This is a genomic window from Ancylobacter sp. (assembly GCF_965249975.1).
Classification (GTDB): domain Bacteria; phylum Pseudomonadota; class Alphaproteobacteria; order Rhizobiales; family Xanthobacteraceae; genus Ancylobacter.
Map to the genome: position 1 here is coordinate 35,784 of NZ_CBDFNE010000020.1, position 17,809 is coordinate 53,592.

Consider the following 17,809-nt stretch of genomic DNA (forward strand, 5'->3'; position numbering starts at 1 on the left):
GAACGCTGGTGAGCATGGCGGCGGCGCCGGATGGGCTGACGCTGCGCACGCTCGACCATGTCGAGGCGCGGCTCGCGCCAGCGCCGCTCATTTTCACGCCGGAGGAGCGGTCGGCCATCGACGCGCATTACGCCGCCCGCAAGGCGGCCAATCCGGCGCTGTGGAACGGCCGCGTGCTGCTGCTCGACGCCCACCGCTTCGAGGAGCGGCGGCTGGTGGCGGACTATGCCGAGGCCGATTATGCCGCGCTGCTCTGGCTGCTTGGGGGCGAGCGCGCGCATCCGAGCCTGCGCGTCTCCTTCGCCATGGGCGCGCTGCGCGGGGCGGATGGCGGCTTCGTCATGATCCGCATGGCGCAATGGACCGCCAATGCCGGGCGCATCTATTTCGCCGCCGGCACGCCGGACCTCACCGACCTCACCCCCGAGGGAACGGTCGATCTCGAGGGCAGCGTGCGGCGCGAGCTCACCGAGGAGACCGGCCTCACTGCCGCCGACATCACGCTCGCCCCCGGCTGGACGGCGTTGCACGATGAGCGCCGGCTGGCGCTGCTGCGCGAGGTGCGCGCCCATGAGGAGGCGGAGGCGCTCGCCGCCCGCATCCGGCGCTTCGGCGCGGGTGATGAGAGGCCGGAATTCGACGAGGTGCTGGTGGTGCGCGGGCCGCAGGACCTGGCCGAGGGCATGTCGCCCCTCATTCGCCGCTATCTCGCGCAGGCTTGGGCAGACCAACCGGCGGCCATGGGAACAGGGCAGGGGACAGGGTAGAATGAGGCCGTGACTTTTCGGACCAATCAGTTCGAAAATGGCATGGCCCTCGCATGGGCAGGGTCATCGCGGCGCTGAGCTGGGGCCGGTCGCCGGAGCTTATTCGGGGAGTACAGGAAATGCTGCGCAAGTCGTCTGGAAGCCTGCCGCTTTTTTCGTCAGGTATGCTCGATCGGCGGCAATTGCTGGCGCTCGGCGCGGGCGCGCTGGCGCTGACCGCCGCCGGCCGCGAGGCCTTCGCCGCCGGCAAGGCCAAGCCGATCAAGGTTGCCGCCATCTACACCGTGCCGGTGGAGCAGCAATGGGTGTCGCGCATCCACAAGGCGCTCAAAGCCGCCGAGGCGCGCGGCGACATCACCTACAAATTCTCCGAGAACGTCGCCAACACCGATTATGAGCGCGTGATGCGCCAATATTCGGAAGAGGGCGCCGACCTCGTGGTCGGCGAAGTGTTCGCGGTGGAGCGCCCGGCCCGCAAGGTGGCGGCGGACTACCCCAAGACCGCCTATCTCATGGGCTCCTCCTTCGGCCCGACCAAGCCGAACTTCTCGGTGTTCGACAATTTCATCCATGAGCCGTCCTTCCTCACCGGCATGGTGGCGGGCAAGGCGACCAAGTCGAACATCATCGGCCTTGTCGGCGGCTACGCGATTCCCGAGGTGAACCGGCTGATGCAGGCCTTCATGGAAGGCGCGGTCTCGGTGAACCCGAACGTCAAGTTCATCGTCACCTTCATCAACTCCTGGTACGACCCGCCCAAGGCCAAGGAGGCCGCCTTCGCCCAGATCGACAAGGGCGCGGACGTGCTCTACGCCGAGCGCTTCGGCGTCTCCGACGCCGCCAAGGAGCGCGGCGTGAAGGCGATCGGCAACGTCATCGACACGTCGAGCCAGTACCCCGGCACGATCATCGCCTCCGCCCTGTGGCAGATGGAGCCGACCATCGACAAGGCGATCAAGGAAGTGACCGAGGGCACCTTCGTCGCCGCCGATTACGGCCCCTACAGCTACATGGCCGAAGGCGGCGCCAGCCTCGCCCCGCTCGACCCCAAGCTGGTGCCGCCTGAGGTGATCGAGATGGTGCTGGTGAAGGAAAAGGAGATCAAGGACGGTCTCTTCCGCGTCAACGTCAACGATGCCGAGCCCAAATCGACGCTGTGAGGCGGCATCACAGTGCCGCCTTCTTCCCTCTCCCCGTCGGGGAGAGGGTCAGGGTGAGGGGTTTGGAACCTCGCCCAAACAGCGGTCACTCCGGACGTTCATAAGTCGTTCCGGGAGCGCTGACCGACCGCCCTTCCTCCCTCATCCCCGGGCTTGACCCGGGGATCCAGGGGGCTGGGTCGGCATCCCCACTGGGTGCCCGGGTCAAGCCCGGGCATGAGGGCCCGTCAGTAGGGCCGCTTTCCTCACATGGACGCTCCATGCACCCCGATTCTCGGCATCCCGATCCCCGCCCGCTCGTCCTTTCGCTCAATGGCATCACCAAGCGGTTCGGGCCGCTGGTGGCGAATGACCACATCGACCTCGATGTGCGCGCCGGGGAGATCGTGGCGCTGCTGGGCGAGAACGGGGCCGGCAAGACCACGCTGATGAGCATCCTGTTCGGCCATTACATCGCCGATGAGGGCAGCGTCGCGATCGCCGGCGCCGACGGGCAGCTGAGCCCGCTGCCGGGCGGCTCGGCGCAGGCGGCGCTGGCGGCGGGCATCGGCATGGTGCACCAGCATTTCGCCCTCGCCGAAAACCTCACCGGCTTCGAGAACATCGTGCTCGGCACGCAATCGCTGTGGAGCCTCAAGCTGCGCGGGCGCGGCGCGCGGGCGAAGATCGCCCGGCTGATGGAGGAGAGCGGCCTTGCCGTCGATCTCGACGTGCCGGTGGCGCGGCTGTCGGTGGGCGAACAGCAGCGCATCGAAATCCTCAAAGCGCTTTATCGCGACGTGCGGGTGCTCATCCTCGACGAGCCGACCGCCGTGCTCACCCCGCAGGAGGCGGACAGCCTTGCCGCCACGGTGCGGGCGCTGGCGGGGAAGGGGCTGGCGGTCATTTTCATCAGTCACAAGCTGCACGAGGTTCTGGCGCTGTGCGAGCGGGTGGTGGTGCTGCGCGGCGGCGCCAAGGTCGCCGACAGGCCCACCGCCGGCGCCGACCGCGCGACCTTGGCCGAACTCATGGTGGGCCGCGCCATTCCCGCGCGCGAGCGCCCGCCATCGACCCCCGGCGCGCCGGTGCTGAGCCTGAGCGGCGTCAGCGTTGGCGCTCCCTCCGCGCGCGACCGGCTGGAAGCCGCCGACCTTGAGGTCTGCGCCGGCGAGATCGTCGGCATCGCCGGCGTCTCCGGCAATGGGCAGGGGGCGCTGGCGGCGCTGGTCGCGGGTCTTGCCGCGCCCCGTGCCGGGGAGGCGCGGCTCGACGGCGCGCGCCTCGCCGCCGCCGATCCGGCCGGACGTGTGGCCGCCGGGGTCGGCCGTATTCCCGAAGACCGCCACCGCGACGGCACCATCGGCGCGCTGACCGTGGCGGAGAATTTCGTGCTGGAGACCATCGCCGCGCCGGAGAACCAGCGCGCCGGCCTCCTCCGCCGCGCCGCCATCCGCGCCCGCGCCAGGGAGGCGATACAGGCCTATGACGTGCGCTGCCCCGGCCCGGACGCGGCGATCCGCGCCCTGTCGGGCGGCAATATGCAGAAGGTGGTGCTGGCCCGCGTGCTGGAGCGCGCGCCGCGCCTCGTCTTGGCCCACCAGCCGACGCGGGGCCTCGACATCGGCGCCACCACGGATGTGCACCGCCGGCTGATCGCCGCGCGCGGGCGCGGCGCGGCGGTGCTGCTGATCTCCGAGGATCTCGACGAACTCTTCGCCCTTTCCGACCGCATCGCCGTGGTCCATGCCGGGCATTTGTCGCCGGCGCTGCCGGCCGAGGGGCTGGATGTGCGCACGGTCGGGCTCATGATGGCCGGCCATGGCGTGGGGGAGGCGGCGTGATGGCGTTCGATGACAACGAGCATCCTTCGAGGCCCGGCTTTGCCGGGCACCTCAGGATGACGGCAATCGGTGAGAGCCACGTCATCCTGAGGTGCGAGCGGAGCGAGCCTCGAAGGATGCTCGTTGTGTCACTTGGAAGGCCCGGAGCCCGCGCATGATCCGCTTCGTGCCCCGCGCCCGCACCCCGCTCTGGCTCACCCTTGCCGTCTCCATCGGCGCCGGGCTGGCGGCGCTGGCGCTGACCGCAATCCCTCTGGCGCTCACCGGCGCCCCGGTGTTCACCGCCTTCGCGCTGATGGCGCAGGGCGCGGCCGGCAACGGCTTCGCGCTGGCGGAAACGCTGACGCGGGCGACGCCGCTCATCTTCACCGGCCTCGCCGCCGCCGTCGCCTTCCGCGCCAAGCTGTGGAACATCGGCGCCGAGGGCCAGCTCTATGCCGGGGCGCTCGCCACCGTGGCGCTGGGCGCCGGGCTGATCGAGGCGCCGTCCTATGTGCTGGTGCCGCTGGTGCTGATCGGCGCCGCGCTGGCCGGGGCGGTGCTGCTGCTGGTGCCGGTGCTGTTCAAGACCCGCTTCGGCGCCGATGAGGTGGTGGTGACGCTGCTGCTCAATTTCATCGTGCTCCTGTTCGTGCAGATGATGCTGGAAGGGCCGATGAAGGACGAGATGGCGCTCGGCTGGCCGCAATCGGCGCCGGTGCTGGACGAGGCGACACTGCCGAAGCTGGTGGCCGGCTGGCGGCTGCATTGGGGGCTGGTGCTCGCCATCCTCGCCGCTGTGCTGCTGCACGTCTTCATCACCCGCACCGTCTGGGGTTTCCGCCTGCGGGCGGTGGGCGAGAATGCCCGCGCCGCGCGCTATGCCGGCCTGCCCGTGGGCAAGGCGATGGCGCTGGTCGGCCTGCTCTCCGGCGGACTTGCGGGCCTTGCCGGGGCGAGCGAGGTGGCGGGGCTGAAGGGGTACCTGACCGCCGATCTCTCGCCCGGATTCGGCTATGCCGGCATCGTGGTGGCGACGCTGGCCAATCTCTCGCCGCTCGGCGTCATTCCCGCCGCGATCTTTGTCGCCGGCGTGTTCGTCGGCGCGGATTCGATGAGCCGGGCCATCGGCGTCTCCAACTATCTCGCCGATCTCGTCGTCGCCTTCGCCCTGCTCAGCGTGCTGGTGGGCGGGCTGCTGACGCGCTTTCGCATCGTTTTCGTCCGCCGGGGGACCGCCTGATGTGGGAGGCGCTGGACATTCTCACCCAGGCCAATTTCTGGGCCGCGACGCTGCGCATCGCCACGCCGCTGATCTTCGGCGTGCTCGGCGCCCTGCTGTGCGAGCGGGCCGGCGTGCTCAATCTCGGCATTGAGGGCATCTTCGTCGCCGGCGCGCTGTCGGGCTGGCTGGCGGTCTATCTCGGTCTGCCGCTCTGGGGCGGGGTGGCGGTCGCGGCCGGCGTGGGGGCGGCGTTCGGCCTGCTGCATGGCGTGCTCACCGTGCCGCTCGGCCTGTCCCAGCACGTCACCGGCATCGGGGTGACGCTGCTCGCGACGTCGCTCGCCTATTTCGGCTACCGAGTCGCCTTTCCCAATGTGGCGACGCCGCCGCGCATCGAGCCCTTCGCCCCGCTCGACGTGCCGGTGCTGGGCGATCTGCCCTTCATTGGGCCGATTCTCGCCCAGCAGACCGGCTTCACCGTGCTGGCCTTCGCCTGCGTCGGCGGGCTCGCCTTCGTGCTTGCGCGCACGCCGCTCGGCCTCGCGCTGCGGGCGGTGGGCGACAATCCGGAGGCGGTGGAGGCGCAGGGGCTTTCCGTGGTCGGGCTGCGCATCGGCGCGGTCATGGCCGGCTCGGCGCTGATGGCGCTGGGCGGGGCGTTTCTCACCCTTTCCGCCTTCAACGCCTTTTATTTCGGCATGATCAACGGGCGCGGCTGGGTGTGCATCGCGCTCACCGTCTTCGCCTCCTGGCGGCCGGGCAAGGCGCTGCTGGGCGCGCTGCTGTTCGGCGCGCTCGATGCCTACCAGCTGCGGGTGCAGACCATCGCCGGCGGCGTGGTGCCGAGCCAGATCTTTCTCATGCTGCCCTATATCTTCTCCATCGCCGCGCTGGTGCTGGTGGCCCGACGTGCGGACTACCCGCGCGCGCTGATGAAGCCCTATTTCAAGGGCCAAAGGTGAGTCTGGAGTTCCCATGAGCATCGACCTTCTCGTCAAGAACGCCCGCCTACCGGATGGCCGCGCGGGCATCGACATCGCCTGCGAGGGCGGGCGCATCACCGCCGTCGAGCCGGGCATCGAGGCCGAGGCCGGGCGCGTCATCGAGGCCGATGGCCGGCTGGTGACGCCGCCCTTCGTCGATGCGCATTTCCATATGGACGCCACGCTCTCGCTCGGCCTGCCGCGGCTCAACCAGTCCGGCACGCTGCTGGAAGGCATCGCTTTGTGGGGCAAGCTGAAGCCGCTGCTGACGCATGAGGCGGTGATCGAGCGGGCGCTGCGCTATTGCGACCTCGCGGTGACCCAGGGCCTGCTCGCCATCCGCAGCCATGTCGACATCTGCGACGACCGGCTGCTGGCGGTCGAGGCGCTGCTCGACGTGAAGGAGCGGGTGAAGGACTATATCGACCTGCAACTCGTCGCCTTCCCGCAGGACGGCTATTACCGCTCGCCCAACGCGGCGGAGAACCTCAACCGTGCGCTCGACATGGGTGTCGATGTCGTCGGCGGCATCCCGCATTTCGAGCGCAGCATGGCCGACGGCGCCGCCTCGCTGAAGACCCTGTGCGAGATCGCCGCCGCGCGCGGGCTGCGGGTCGATATCCATTGCGACGAAAGCGACGATCCGCTGTCACGCCATATCGAGACGCTGGCCTATGAGACGCAGCGGCTGGGGCTGCAGGGCCGGGTGGCGGGATCGCACCTCACCTCCATGCACTCCATGGACAATTACTATGTGTCCAAGCTCATCCCGCTGATCGCGGAAGCCGGCGTGCACGCCATCGCCAACCCGCTGATCAACATCACCCTGCAGGGCCGGCACGACACCTACCCCAAGCGGCGCGGCATGACCCGGGTGCCGGAATTGCGCGCGGCGGGCGTCAATGTCGCCTTCGGCCATGACTGCGTGATGGACCCCTGGTACTCGCTCGGCTCCGGCGACATGCTGGAAGTGGCGCATATGGCGCTGCATGTCGGCCAGATGACCTCGCGCGAGGCGATGACCTGGTGCCTGGAAGCCGTCACCACCAATCCCGCCCGCATCATGGGGCTGGAGGGCTACGGTATCGCGCCCGGCTGCAACGCCGATTTCGTGCTGTTGCAGGCGGCCGATGCGATCGAGGCGATCCGGCTCAAGGCGGTGCGGATGTTCGTGGTGCGGCGCGGCCGGGTGATCGCCGAGGGCATGCCGCGCGTCAGCGTGCTCGATCTGCCCGGCCGGCCGGGGCTGGTCGATCCGGCGGCTTATGCGCCGGTGGCGGCGGGCGGTTAGGTGACTGACGGACGAACGCCGTCATCCTGAGGCGCTCGCGCAGCGAGCCTCGAAGGATGCTGTTCATCCAACAGGGCGAGTAGACGGCTACCCGCCTCACCCGCCCGGCGGCAGCACGATCACCGTCGGCTTCTTCGGCAGCGTCGCGCGCGAGAGCACGAGTTCGGGGCTCTCGCGCCGCTCGATCACATAGTCCCGCCCGGCGAAGCGGGTGAGGAAGTGGTTCAGCGTGCCCTCGTTGAAATAGTGCATGGGGATGATGACGGGGGCTTCCAGCGCTTTCAGCACCTCGATCATGCCGTCAATGTCGAGCGTGTAGCTGCCATCGACCGGCGCCAGCACCACGTCGAGCCGGCCGAGCGCGCCGATATCCTCCTGGGTGAGCGTGTGATGCAGATGGCCGAGATGGGCGATGCACAGATCGGCGGCGCGGAAGACGAAGATCGAATTGCCGTTGCGGATCGTCTCGCCCTGCCAGTCGCGGATATTGGTCGGCAGGTTGCCGACCCAGAGGTCGCCGATATCGAGATCGTAATGCACGGGGTCGCGGTCCTCGCGCCAGCCCTTGAGCACATGTTCGATGCCGGGATCGGGATTGAGCGAGTAATGGGTTGAGTGCGCCCGGTTCATGGTGGCGATGCGCGGCACCAAAGCGGGGCGGACATAGTCGTTATAGTCGGTCGCCACCGTCACCCCGCCGGCGGTCTCGATGAGAAAGGTGGAGTGGCCGATATAGGTCAGCCCCACCTGGCGCGGCGCGACATAGGCGGCGGGCAGGGCGCGCGGCGCCAAATGCTGCAGGAAGGGATTGTTCGCCACCAGCTTGGGGCAACGCTCGGCCTGGGCGTGGGCGGGGCTTGCGGCGACGAGCGCGGCGAGGCCGAGGAGCAGGGCGGAGCCGAGAGAGGCGATACGCGACAGGGGGCACGGCATGGGCGGGGCTCCGGGCTGGCGTCCGGAGCATCATCGACCCTCCCTTGCGTCAGGGCGAGTCACAGTTCCGTGGCGGGAGGGCGTGGCCGGTTCCGGCCGCCCTCCGGCCGCCGCTCAGCGCAGGAACGGGTTGGTGCGCTTTTCCAGCGCGATATTGGTGGCGCTGCCATGGCCTGGCAGCACGGTGAAGGCGTCGCCGAGCGGCAGGATCTTCTCCTTGATGCCCTTGATGAGCAGCGGCCCGTCGCCATAGGGGAAATCGGTGCGTCCCACCGAGCGCTGGAACAGCGTGTCGCCGACAATGGCGAGCTTGTTCTCCCGGCTGACCAGCACGATATGGCCCGGCGTGTGGCCGGGCACATGCAGCACCTCGAACACCACGCCGCCGATATCGACCGTCTCGCCTTCCTCCAGCCAGCGGTCCGGCGTCACCACCCGGCCGGGAATGCCGGTGCGCTCGCCATCGGCGGGAAGGTTGTCGAGCAGGAATTTGTCGCCCTTGTGCGGGCCTTCCACCGGAATCTTCAGCGTTTCCGCCAGTTCCGCCGCGCCGGCGGCGTGGTCGATATGGCCATGGGTGAGCACGATCTTCTCGGCCGTGACTTCCAGTTCCTCCAGCGCCGCGAGAATGCGCGGCAGGTCGCCGCCGGGATCGATCACAGCGCCACGCTTGCTGGTTTCGTCCCAGACGATGGAGCAGTTCTGCTGGAACGGGGTGACGGGAACGAGGGCGACCTTGAGTTCGGGCATGGGGGCTCCTTGGCGACAGGCGGCGCGAATGTGGTCGAACACGCCCCGCCGCGCAAGGCGGCGCCTTGTGGCGTAACGGCGCCAATGCTATCCCGCCCGGCATGAGCACCGAGCCGATTTCCAACATCCGCAACTTCTCCATCGTCGCCCATATCGACCATGGGAAGTCGACCCTTGCCGACCGCCTGATCCAGATCACCGGCGGATTGTCGGAACGCGAGATGTCCGAGCAGGTGCTCGACAATATGGATATCGAGCGCGAGCGCGGCATCACCATCAAGGCGCAGACGGTGCGCCTGTCCTACAAGGCCAAGGATGGGCAGGATTATGTGCTCAACCTCATCGACACGCCCGGCCATGTCGACTTCGCCTATGAGGTGAACCGCTCGCTCGCCGCCGTCGAGGGCTCGCTGCTGGTGGTCGACGCCAGCCAGGGCGTCGAGGCGCAGACGCTGGCCAACGTCTACCAGGCCATCGACAATAATCACGAGATCGTGCCCGTCCTCAACAAGGTCGACCTGCCTGCCGCCGAGCCGGAAAAGGTGAAGGCGCAGATCGAGGACGTGATCGGGCTCGACGCTTCCAACGCCATCCTCATCTCGGCCAAGACCGGCATCGGCATTCCGGACGTGCTGGAAGCCATCGTCACCCGACTGCCGCCGCCCAAGGGCGACCGGGAGGCGCCGCTGAAGGCGCTGCTGGTCGACAGCTGGTACGATGTCTATCTCGGCGTCGTCGTGCTGGTGCGCATCGTCGACGGCGTGATGAAGAAGGGCATGCGCATCAAGATGATGCAGACCGGCGCCGTCTACGAGGTCGACCGCGTCGGCGTGTTCACGCCCAAGCTCACCGTGATGTCGGAACTCGGCACCGGCGAGATCGGCTTCCTCACCGGCTCTATCAAGGAAGTGGCGGATACTCGGGTCGGCGACACCATCACCGAGGAAAAGCGCCCCACCGCCGAGGCGCTGCCGGGCTTCAAGCCGGCGCAGCCGGTGGTGTTCTGCGGCCTGTTCCCGGTCGACGCCGCCGATTTCGAGGATCTGCGCGCCGCCATGGGCAAGCTGCGGCTCAACGACGCCAGCTTCTCCTTCGAGATGGAGACCTCGGCCGCGCTCGGCTTCGGCTTCCGCTGCGGCTTCCTCGGCCTGCTGCATCTGGAAATCATCCAGGAGCGGCTGGAGCGCGAGTTCAATCTCGACCTGATCGCCACCGCCCCCTCGGTCATCTACGAGATCGAGATGAACGACGGCAGCGTGCTGGAACTGCACAACCCAGCCGACATGCCGGATGTGGTGAAGATCAAGGAAATCCGCGAGCCGTGGATCCGCGCCACCATCCTCACCCCGGACGACTATCTCGGCTCGGTGATCAAGCTGTGCCAGGACCGGCGCGGCAACCAGATCGAGCTGACCTATGTCGGCGCGCGGGCCATGCTGACCTATGACCTGCCGCTGAACGAAGTGGTGTTCGACTTTTACGACCGGCTGAAGTCGATTTCCAAGGGCTACGCCTCGTTCGACTACCACATCACCGATTACCGGGTCGGCGATCTCGTGAAGATGTCGATCCTGGTCAATGCCGAGCCGGTGGACGCCCTCTCCATGCTGGTGCACCGCACCCGCGCCGAATATCGCGGACGCGCCATGTGCGAGAAGCTGAAGGACCTGATCCCGCAGCATCTGTTCCAGATTCCGATCCAGGCCTCGATCGGCGCCAAGATCATTGCCCGCGAAACCATCCGCGCGCTGCGCAAGGACGTGACCGCCAAGTGCTATGGCGGCGACATCACGCGTAAGCGCAAGCTTCTGGAGAAGCAGAAGGAAGGCAAGAAGAAGATGCGCCAGTTCGGCCGCGTCGAGATTCCGCAGGAAGCCTTCATCGCCGCACTGAAGGTCGACGACTGAGCCGTACCCGACGCGCCGCAATCGGCTCGTTATTTCCGTGAATGCTGATACGTTGAATGTCCGAGCGATAATGCGCGAAGGGCAATTCGTTCGTGTGCGTATTAATTACGAAAATAAACGGAGGGCTAACAGTGATTACTATTACGGTCAGCAAGAACTCTGCGTCGGCATCCATATCCGGGGGCGATGGTGGTCCGGGAACCATCATGAACACGGTGGGGATTTCGTATAGCTGGTCTCTTCCCATCGGCCAGTTAACCAATGACACCAATAGCGCCATGGTGGTTCAGACCTTGAACAGCGTCATGGAAACGGTGGGCGGCGTGGCGCAGACCACCTCCCAGTCGCTGCCGCTGGACGCCGCGGGCGGCTATGACGGTGACGGCATCACGCTCGGCGGCACGGGTCTCGGCGCCAATCCCGGCGGCGGGCAGTTGCAGGTTCATGGAAGCTATATCGACCTCTCCGACGTGTTCGATCCGAATTTCGCTGATTTGTCCTGTCTTCCCGTCGGCAGTTTCTTCGCAACGCCCGTCGCCGGCGTCACGAAGCACAATGTCGTGCTTGTCATCACCGAGTGAATCCCGAGGGAGTACCTCTGAAAACGACGCGGCCGGGCTTGCGCCCGGCCGCTGCGTTTCGTGAGTGCCGCCGTCAGATCACGTAGGGCGGCACGTTGTAATAATCGTCGACCGCGCGGCCCCACTCGCGGTTCTTCCAGGAACGCTCGTCCGAAGTGGCGTGGTGCGGCGCGCCCTGCAGCTGCTCGTCGCTGATATCGATGACATAGCCGTCGAGCTGCTCGTCATATTTCAGCAGCGACCAGGGCAGCGGGTAATAGTCCTCGCCGAAGCCGAGGAAGCCACCGAAGCTCATCACCGCATAGGCGGTCTGGCCGGTCAGCTTGTCGATCATCACCCGCTCAATGGTACCGATACGCTCGCCATTGGGGCGATAGACGGCGGTACCTTCCACCTTGTCACTGCCGATCAGCGTGCGGGTCTCGCGCGCGTCGACATTCTGCTGCGTCGTCTGCATGTTGGCCTCCCATTGTTGACAGTCTCGCAGGGTCAACGGCTTGGGTGCGCGCCGGTTCCCGTTCGGTCAGGATGGGCTGGCGAGCGATCGGACCAGAAATCGGCGGTTGGCGGCGCCGGCCCATGCCCGATATCGTCGCGCGGCTTCAGCACAGGGAGAATCACCATGACGGACGGGACGAGCGGCTGGCGCGCGGATCGCCGTGCGGTGCTGTTGGGTGGCGCGGCGGTCCTGCTGACGGCGGCCGGGGGCTGGCCGGCGCAGGCCCAGCAAGTGGCCGAGACCGAGGTCGACAAGCTGAAGCCCGGCCAGTTCGCCTGGTTTCCCGACCGCGCGCCGGAGGGCTTCGTCGCCATCATCGTCTCACTGCCGGACCAGCGCTGCTATGTCTACCGCAACGGCGTGCGCATCGGCGTCTCCACCGTCTCGACCGGGCGGGAAGGGCACGAAACCCCGGTCGGCGTCTTCGTCATCCTGCAGAAGGATGTCGATCACCATTCCTCGCTCTATAACGACGCCTCCATGCCCTACACGGAAATGCTCACCTGGTCCGGAGTGGCACTGCATGCGGGCGGGCTGCCGGGCTACCCGTCCTCGCATGGCTGCGTGCACCTGCCGCTGGAATTCGCCAAGCTGCTGTTCTCGATCACCCATTACGGCACGCCGGTCATCATCGCCGATTCGCATTCCGAGCCGGTGGACGTGCTGCATCCCGGCCTCGTGATGCCCGTCGATGCCACGGCGGCGATCGCCAAGGCCGACCCCAAGAACAGCAACGGAACCCCGGACACCGAGGCGGCGCCCGACCCGGCGCAGGACGCGGTGACGATGATCGTCAGCCAGGCCGACATGGCGTTGACCGTGCTCAAGGACGGCGCGGTGGCTTTCACCGCCCCGGTGACGATCCGCGACCCGCAGACGCCGCTCGGCAATGTCGTCTATGTCTTGAAGAATGTCAGCGGCGAGGTGTCGTGGACGGCGCTGTCCTTCGAGGGCTATGGCGCCGCCGGTGGCAAGGCCGCTTCCGCCATCGACCGCGTGACCGTGGCGGCGAGCGCCAACCAGCAATTGGCCAAGCTGCTCGTGCCCGGCTCGACCCTGTTCGTCACCGAGCTTTCCGCCAAGCCGGATACGCGCTCGGACAAGAACTTCGTCATCCTCTCGCAGGCGGCGAACTGATGCGGCGGCGCGCGGGGCTCGCGGCGCTGGCCCTGCTCCTCGCAGCAGGGGCGGCGCAGGGGCAGACGCAGGACGCCGGCCGGCTCGACACGCTGCCGGCCAAGCAGGTCTTCGGCGCAGCCAAGGCGCCGGCGCCGCTGCAAGCGCGCGCGATCGGCTTCTATTCCAAGGGCTGTCTCGCCGGCGCGCAGGCGCTGCCGGTGAACGGCGCGACCTGGCAGGCCATGCGCCTGTCGCGCAACCGCAACTGGGGCCATCCGAACCTTATCGCCTTCCTGGAGCGCTTCGCCGCCACCGTGCCCAGCGTCTCGCAATGGCCGGGCATATTGGTCGGCGACATGTCGCAGCCGCGCGGCGGGCCGATGCTCACCGGCCATGCCTCGCACCAGATCGGCCTCGACGCCGACATATGGCTCACGCCTATGCCGAAGCGCGAATTCACCCGCGACGAGCGCGAGAAGGTCGCCGCCACCATGATCGTGCGGAAAGACCGGCTCGACGTGGATGCGGCGGTGTGGACGCCCTCGCACATCGCCGTCATCAAGGCGGCGGCGCAGGACCCTGAGGTCGAGCGCGTGCTGGTCAATGCCGCGATCAAGAAGGCGCTGTGCCGCGATGCCAAGGGCGACCGTTCATGGCTGCAGAAGGTGCGGCCCTATTGGGGGCACGATTACCACATGCATGTGCGGCTCTCCTGCCCGGAAGGCGCAAAGGATTGCCGCCCGCAGGATCCGGTGACGCCCGGAGAGGGCTGCGGGCCGGAGCTGGACTGGTGGTTCTCCGACGAGAACCTCCACCCCAAGCCCCCGGCGACCCCGCCCAAGCCCAAGCCACCCATGCTGATGAAGGACCTGCCCGACGCCTGCCGGCAGGTGGTGCTGGCGCCGTAGGACATCTCAGCAAGGCTGCCGGCGCAGATGGAGGTCGTCGCTCCCTCTCCCCGTCGGGGAGAGCGGTGGGGTGAGGGGGATCTGAAGCTCGCCGGACCGTGGCCCCTCACCGACCCGCTTCGCGGGCCACCTCTCCCCAATGGGGAGAGGGAGAGCGATCCGGTCTGACCGGAAGGGGCGGCCACTACCCCCGCGCGTCCGCCAGGATCATCCCCGCCGCCTTCTCCGCGATCATGATGGTGGGCGAATTGGTGTTGCCGGAGACGATGGTCGGCATGATCGAGGCATCGGCGACGCGCAGGCCCCGGATGCCGAACACACGCAGCCGCGCATCGACCACCGCCGTCGGGTCGGAGGGCAGCCCCATCTTCGCCGTGCCGACGGGGTGGAAGATGGTGGTGCCGATATCGCCGGCGGCGCGGGCCAGCGCCTCCTCGCTGTCGTCGATGGTCGGGCCGGGCAGAAACTCCTCCGGCGTAAACGGCGCCAGCGCCGGCTGGCGGACGATGCGCCGGCCGGTGCGCAGGCTGTCGGCGGCGACGCGCCGGTCCTCCTCGGTGGCGAGATAGTTCGGCTGGATGCGCGGCGGGGTGGCGCTGTCGGCGCTCGCCAGCGTCAGCGTGCCCCGGCTGGTGGGGCGCAGATTGCACACGCTCATGGTGAAGGCGGGGAAATTGTGCAGCGGCTCGCCGAACTTGCCGAGCGAGAGCGGCTGGACGTGGAATTCGAGGTCGGCGCGCTCCAGCTCGTCACGCGAGCGGGTGAAGATGCCGAGCTGCGAGGGCGCCATGGTCAGCGGCCCGCGCTGGAACAGCGCGAAGTCGAGCCCCATCTTCGCCCGGCCGAACAGCGAGTGATATTGCTCGTTCAGCGTCGGCACGCCCGAGACCTTGTAGATCATCCGCAATTGCAGATGGTCCTGCAGATTGGCGCCGACGCCCGGCAGCGCCTGCGTCACCGTGATGCCGTGGCGCGCCAGTTCCTCGCCCGGCCCGATGCCGGAGAGCTTGAGCAGATGCGGCGAGCCGATGGCGCCAGCGGCGAGGATCACCTCGCCCCGCGCCCGCGCCACCTTGGTGACGCCGTTCTGCCGGTAGACCACGCCGGCGGCGCGGCCATCCTCGATCAGCACCCGCTCGGTGTGGCAGGAGGTTTCCAGCCGCAGATTCGGGCGGGAGAGCACGGGTTTCAGGAAGCCGCGCGCCGCGCTCCAGCGAAAGCCGCGCTTCTGGTTCACCTGGAAATAGGACGAGCCCTCATTGTCGCCGGTGTTGAAATCCGGGATCGGCGGAATCCCCGCCTGCTCGGCCGCCACCCGCACCGTGTCCAGCAGCTTCCAGGTGAGGCGCGGCGCCTCCACCCGCCATTCGCCGCCGCCGCCATGGAATTCGGCCGTGCCGAGATAATGGTCCTCATGCCGCTTGAACACGGGGAGCACATCGTCCCAGCCCCAGCCGGGCAGGCCGAGCTGGCGCCAATGGTCGTAATCCGCCGCCTGGCCGCGCATATAGATCATGGCGTTGATGGCGGAGGAGCCGCCAATGGTCTTGCCGCGCGGGTAGTTCAGCGCCCGCCCATTCAGCCCGGCTTCGGCCTCGGTCTTGAAGCACCAGTCGGCGCGGGGATTGCCGATGGCGAAGAGATAGCCGACCGGGATGTGAAACCAGATCCAGTTGTCGCGCCCGCCCGCCTCCAGCACCAGAACCCGGTTCTTCGGGTCGGCGGAAAGCCGGTTCGCCAGCACGCAGCCGGCCGAGCCGGCGCCGACCACGATGTAGTCATAGGTTTCGGAAGAGGCGGGGCTGACGGCGGACATGAAACACCTGCGGGGGAAAGTGGTGTCGGCAACCTGCCGCCCGCCACCGCCCCCCGCAATGTGAAAATCCGCGCAACCGCTGTGGTCGGGGCCGTGTCGCCCCGTCGGGCGTCAGAACTTGTAGCTCACGCCAAGACGCACGTCGTTGGTGGTGTAGGCGTGGTCCACGGTCAGCGAGTAGTAGTACGGCAGGTACGAGGAAACATCGCCATAGTCGGTGTAGCGATACTCGATACGGGCCAGGATGTTGTCGGTGAAGGCGTATTCCAGCCCGCCGCCGACCGTCCATCCCGACACGTTTTCCGAAGGCGACACCCGCTCGTTCGACGCCATATAGGAGGTCTGGACCGAGCCGAAGGCATAGCCGGCGGTCACGAAGGGCAGGAAGCGGTCGAAGGCGTAGCCGACGCGCGCGCGCACCGAACCGAACCACTCAAGCTCGTGCTTCGCGAAGACCTCCGCGATCTCGACGCCGTAGAAGGTGACTGAATTGGTGGAGTCGAGGCTGCCGCCATTGACGTCCGCCTCAATGCCGACGACCAGATTGGAGGCGAACTGGTAATTGTAGCCGACGAAGCCGCCGCCGAAGACGCCGTTCGGGCTGCCGGAGGAGGTGGCATAGTCGGGGGAGCCAGGGATCGACAGGGAGCTTTCGGCATCGGCCCAGCCATAGCCCACCTCACCGCCGAGATAGAGGCCGGTCCAGCTGAAGGCGGGCACATAGGCCACAGCCTTCAGCACCGGCGCGGGCGCCGACGGCAGGTCCGCCGCGAAAGCGGATCCTGAGGCAACAAGCAACGTCGCAACGATAGCCAAGGCCTTCATGACGTCCCCCCACACCGTTCGGCGGCTCCTTGCGGCGCCCGCACGTCCAGCCACCCGACAGCGCCTGTGCCGGTATCATGTTGGCAGCAAGAACCTCCTCGGGCCCAACGTCAAGCGACGGCCGGCCGTTTGCGCCTTTTCTGGTGCGTCTGGCTTCTACCGTGACGGGCGGGCAACGCGTAGAGGTATCAGGATGGCTTGCGCCGGCGGTCTCGCCGCTAGATCATTTCACCGTTTCACGGAAACAGTGAAATGATCTAATTCTTCGTTTTGTCGCGCTTTCTTCACGCGAACCGGTATCCACTTCGCTCGAAAACGCTCTCGGCCGTGTCCGCCGCCCTATTGCTTCAGCTTGCTGGCGAACAGGCCGATGGTCTTCACATAGACCTCCGCCTTGTTCCAGCCGAGCAGCGCTTGATAATTCGGCTCGCCCGGGCCCCAGCCGGCGCCGGGCTTCCAGCCATGGCCGCGCAGATAGTTGGCGGTGGAAGCCAGCACGTCCGGGGCGCTGCGCACGAGGTCGGCGCGGCCATCGCCGTCGAAATCGACCGCGTATTTCACGTAAGATGAGGCGAGGAACTGGGTCTGACCGATCTCGCCGGCCCAGGCGCCGCGCATCTCGTCCAAGGTGAGGTCGCCATGCTGATAGATGCGCAGCGCGTCGAGCAACTGGCCTGTGAAGAAATCGGAGCGCCGGCAGTCATAGGACAGGGTGGCGAGCGAGCGTAGGATCGGCATCTTGCCCTTGTTGACCCCGTAATCCGTCTCCAGCCCCCAGATCGCCACCAGCACCTCGCCGGGCACGCCATAGCGCTGCTCGATGCGGGCGAGGGTGGAGGCGTATTGCTGCATCTTCTTCTTGCCGGTGGCGATGCGCCCGGCGCTGATGCGGCTGGCGGCGAACTGCTCGAAGCTGACCTTGAAGTGCTTCTGGTTGCGGTCGAGCTGGATAACGGTCGTGTCGTAGGTCACACCGTCCAGCGCCCGCAGCGCGGCGGGCGAAATGCCCTGTGCCTGCGCCTCCCGCTTGAAGGCCGGCAGCCAGGCGGCAAAGCCCGAGGCGTCATTGCCGCAGGGCGCGGCCTGCGCCGGGGCGAGCGCCACGGGAACAAGACACAGGGCGGCGAGGCCACCCTGCCAGAACCGCTTGAACATGCCTGCGCTCATCCTCGTCCCCCACGCGTCGCCACGCCCCAGCATGGCGCAGGGGAGTGAACGTGTGGTTTCACCTTGGCGTCAACCG

Annotated in this window: 16 protein-coding genes; 10 read left to right on the forward strand and 6 right to left on the reverse strand. The window is 67.5% G+C overall.

The window, feature by feature from the left end:
* Positions 1-14: 14 nt before the first annotated feature.
* The 6 genes from ACP2AH_RS18335 to ACP2AH_RS18360 all read left to right on the forward strand — a co-directional run bounded on the left by ACP2AH_RS18335 (position 15) and on the right by ACP2AH_RS18360 (position 7,228).
* A complete protein-coding gene (locus ACP2AH_RS18335; protein WP_425107494.1) occupies positions 15-767 on the forward strand; it encodes an NUDIX hydrolase in 753 nt (250 codons plus the stop codon).
* A gap of 119 nt (positions 768-886) precedes the next feature.
* Complete coding sequence (locus tag ACP2AH_RS18340) at positions 887-1,927, forward strand: BMP family protein (RefSeq protein WP_425107124.1); 1,041 nt, start codon at positions 887-889, stop codon at positions 1,925-1,927.
* A gap of 260 nt (positions 1,928-2,187) precedes the next feature.
* Positions 2,188-3,750, forward strand: a complete 1,563-nt coding sequence (locus ACP2AH_RS18345; RefSeq protein ID WP_425107125.1) for an ABC transporter ATP-binding protein — start codon at positions 2,188-2,190, stop codon at positions 3,748-3,750.
* A 154-nt stretch (positions 3,751-3,904) separates the two neighbouring features.
* The gene (locus ACP2AH_RS18350) at positions 3,905-4,972 is read left to right on the forward strand and encodes an ABC transporter permease (protein WP_425107126.1); all 1,068 of its coding nucleotides are present in this window, start codon (positions 3,905-3,907) and stop codon (positions 4,970-4,972) included.
* Positions 4,972-5,916: an ABC transporter permease gene (locus tag ACP2AH_RS18355; RefSeq protein WP_425107127.1), complete on the forward strand. Its 945-nt coding sequence runs from the start codon at positions 4,972-4,974 to the stop codon at positions 5,914-5,916. Before ACP2AH_RS18350 ends, ACP2AH_RS18355 begins: the two co-directional genes overlap by 1 nt.
* Positions 5,917-5,929: 13 nt before the next feature.
* A complete protein-coding gene (locus ACP2AH_RS18360; protein ID WP_425107128.1) occupies positions 5,930-7,228 on the forward strand; it encodes an amidohydrolase family protein in 1,299 nt (432 codons plus the stop codon).
* 96 nt (positions 7,229-7,324) lie between these two features.
* On the opposite strand, the gene ACP2AH_RS18365 is transcribed toward ACP2AH_RS18360, so the two are convergent.
* Together ACP2AH_RS18365 and ACP2AH_RS18370 are read right to left on the reverse strand one after the other, a co-directional pair.
* On the reverse strand, positions 7,325-8,161 hold the full coding sequence (locus tag ACP2AH_RS18365) for an MBL fold metallo-hydrolase (protein WP_425107129.1): 837 nt from the start codon (positions 8,159-8,161) through the stop codon (positions 7,325-7,327).
* Positions 8,162-8,275: 114 nt separating this feature from the next.
* The gene (locus ACP2AH_RS18370; RefSeq protein WP_421700388.1) at positions 8,276-8,911 is read right to left on the reverse strand and encodes an MBL fold metallo-hydrolase; all 636 of its coding nucleotides are present in this window, start codon (positions 8,909-8,911) and stop codon (positions 8,276-8,278) included.
* Between the two features lie 101 nt (positions 8,912-9,012).
* On the opposite strand from ACP2AH_RS18370, the gene lepA reads away from it, so the two are divergent.
* Entirely contained in the window at positions 9,013-10,818 is a 1,806-nt protein-coding gene (gene lepA, locus ACP2AH_RS18375; protein WP_425107495.1) for a translation elongation factor 4, read from the forward strand.
* A gap of 206 nt (positions 10,819-11,024) precedes the next feature.
* Entirely contained in the window at positions 11,025-11,399 is a 375-nt protein-coding gene (locus ACP2AH_RS18380) for a hypothetical protein (RefSeq protein WP_425107130.1), read from the forward strand.
* A 73-nt stretch (positions 11,400-11,472) separates the two neighbouring features.
* Here ACP2AH_RS18380 and ACP2AH_RS18385 read toward each other — a convergent pair whose 3' ends face one another.
* Complete coding sequence (locus tag ACP2AH_RS18385; protein WP_425107131.1) at positions 11,473-11,856, reverse strand: PRC-barrel domain-containing protein; 384 nt, start codon at positions 11,854-11,856, stop codon at positions 11,473-11,475.
* 165 nt (positions 11,857-12,021) lie between these two features.
* On the opposite strand from ACP2AH_RS18385, the gene ACP2AH_RS18390 reads away from it, so the two are divergent.
* Both ACP2AH_RS18390 and mepA read left to right on the forward strand, forming a co-directional pair.
* On the forward strand, positions 12,022-13,035 hold the full coding sequence (locus ACP2AH_RS18390; protein WP_425107132.1) for a L,D-transpeptidase: 1,014 nt from the start codon (positions 12,022-12,024) through the stop codon (positions 13,033-13,035).
* Positions 13,035-13,925: a penicillin-insensitive murein endopeptidase gene (gene mepA, locus ACP2AH_RS18395; RefSeq protein WP_425107133.1), complete on the forward strand. Its 891-nt coding sequence runs from the start codon at positions 13,035-13,037 to the stop codon at positions 13,923-13,925. Before ACP2AH_RS18390 ends, mepA begins: the two co-directional genes overlap by 1 nt.
* Before the next feature lie 184 nt (positions 13,926-14,109).
* Here mepA and ACP2AH_RS18400 read toward each other — a convergent pair whose 3' ends face one another.
* The 3 genes from ACP2AH_RS18400 to ACP2AH_RS18410 all read right to left on the reverse strand — a co-directional run bounded on the left by ACP2AH_RS18400 (position 14,110) and on the right by ACP2AH_RS18410 (position 17,721).
* Positions 14,110-15,741 carry a GMC family oxidoreductase gene (locus ACP2AH_RS18400; protein ID WP_425107134.1) on the reverse strand — a complete coding sequence of 544 codons (1,632 nt, stop codon included), beginning with the start codon at positions 15,739-15,741 and terminating at the stop codon, positions 14,110-14,112.
* A 111-nt stretch (positions 15,742-15,852) separates the two neighbouring features.
* Entirely contained in the window at positions 15,853-16,566 is a 714-nt protein-coding gene (locus tag ACP2AH_RS18405; RefSeq protein ID WP_425107135.1) for an outer membrane protein, read from the reverse strand.
* Positions 16,567-16,905: 339 nt separating this feature from the next.
* Positions 16,906-17,721, reverse strand: coding sequence for a lytic murein transglycosylase (locus tag ACP2AH_RS18410; protein ID WP_425107136.1), 816 nt, complete (start codon positions 17,719-17,721; stop codon positions 16,906-16,908).
* Between the last annotated feature and the right edge of the window lie 88 nt (positions 17,722-17,809).

What these genes read in the sequence shown, in the direction of transcription:
- ACP2AH_RS18335 (WP_425107494.1), top strand. Translation starts at nt 15, where the DNA reads ATGGCGGCGGCGCCGGATGGGCTGACGCTGCGCACGCTCGACCATGTC.
- ACP2AH_RS18340 (WP_425107124.1), top strand. Translation starts at nt 887, where the DNA reads ATGCTGCGCAAGTCGTCTGGAAGCCTGCCGCTTTTTTCGTCAGGTATG.
- ACP2AH_RS18345 (WP_425107125.1), top strand. Translation starts at nt 2,188, where the DNA reads ATGCACCCCGATTCTCGGCATCCCGATCCCCGCCCGCTCGTCCTTTCG.
- ACP2AH_RS18350 (WP_425107126.1), top strand. Translation starts at nt 3,905, where the DNA reads ATGATCCGCTTCGTGCCCCGCGCCCGCACCCCGCTCTGGCTCACCCTT.
- ACP2AH_RS18355 (WP_425107127.1), top strand. Translation starts at nt 4,972, where the DNA reads ATGTGGGAGGCGCTGGACATTCTCACCCAGGCCAATTTCTGGGCCGCG.
- ACP2AH_RS18360 (WP_425107128.1), top strand. Translation starts at nt 5,930, where the DNA reads ATGAGCATCGACCTTCTCGTCAAGAACGCCCGCCTACCGGATGGCCGC.
- ACP2AH_RS18365 (WP_425107129.1), bottom strand. Translation starts at nt 8,161, where the DNA reads ATGCCGTGCCCCCTGTCGCGTATCGCCTCTCTCGGCTCCGCCCTGCTC.
- ACP2AH_RS18370 (WP_421700388.1), bottom strand. Translation starts at nt 8,911, where the DNA reads ATGCCCGAACTCAAGGTCGCCCTCGTTCCCGTCACCCCGTTCCAGCAG.
- lepA (WP_425107495.1), top strand. Translation starts at nt 9,013, where the DNA reads ATGAGCACCGAGCCGATTTCCAACATCCGCAACTTCTCCATCGTCGCC.
- ACP2AH_RS18380 (WP_425107130.1), top strand. Translation starts at nt 11,025, where the DNA reads ATGAACACGGTGGGGATTTCGTATAGCTGGTCTCTTCCCATCGGCCAG.
- ACP2AH_RS18385 (WP_425107131.1), bottom strand. Translation starts at nt 11,856, where the DNA reads ATGCAGACGACGCAGCAGAATGTCGACGCGCGCGAGACCCGCACGCTG.
- ACP2AH_RS18390 (WP_425107132.1), top strand. Translation starts at nt 12,022, where the DNA reads ATGACGGACGGGACGAGCGGCTGGCGCGCGGATCGCCGTGCGGTGCTG.
- mepA (WP_425107133.1), top strand. Translation starts at nt 13,035, where the DNA reads ATGCGGCGGCGCGCGGGGCTCGCGGCGCTGGCCCTGCTCCTCGCAGCA.
- ACP2AH_RS18400 (WP_425107134.1), bottom strand. Translation starts at nt 15,741, where the DNA reads ATGTCCGCCGTCAGCCCCGCCTCTTCCGAAACCTATGACTACATCGTG.
- ACP2AH_RS18405 (WP_425107135.1), bottom strand. Translation starts at nt 16,566, where the DNA reads ATGAAGGCCTTGGCTATCGTTGCGACGTTGCTTGTTGCCTCAGGATCC.
- ACP2AH_RS18410 (WP_425107136.1), bottom strand. Translation starts at nt 17,721, where the DNA reads ATGTTCAAGCGGTTCTGGCAGGGTGGCCTCGCCGCCCTGTGTCTTGTT.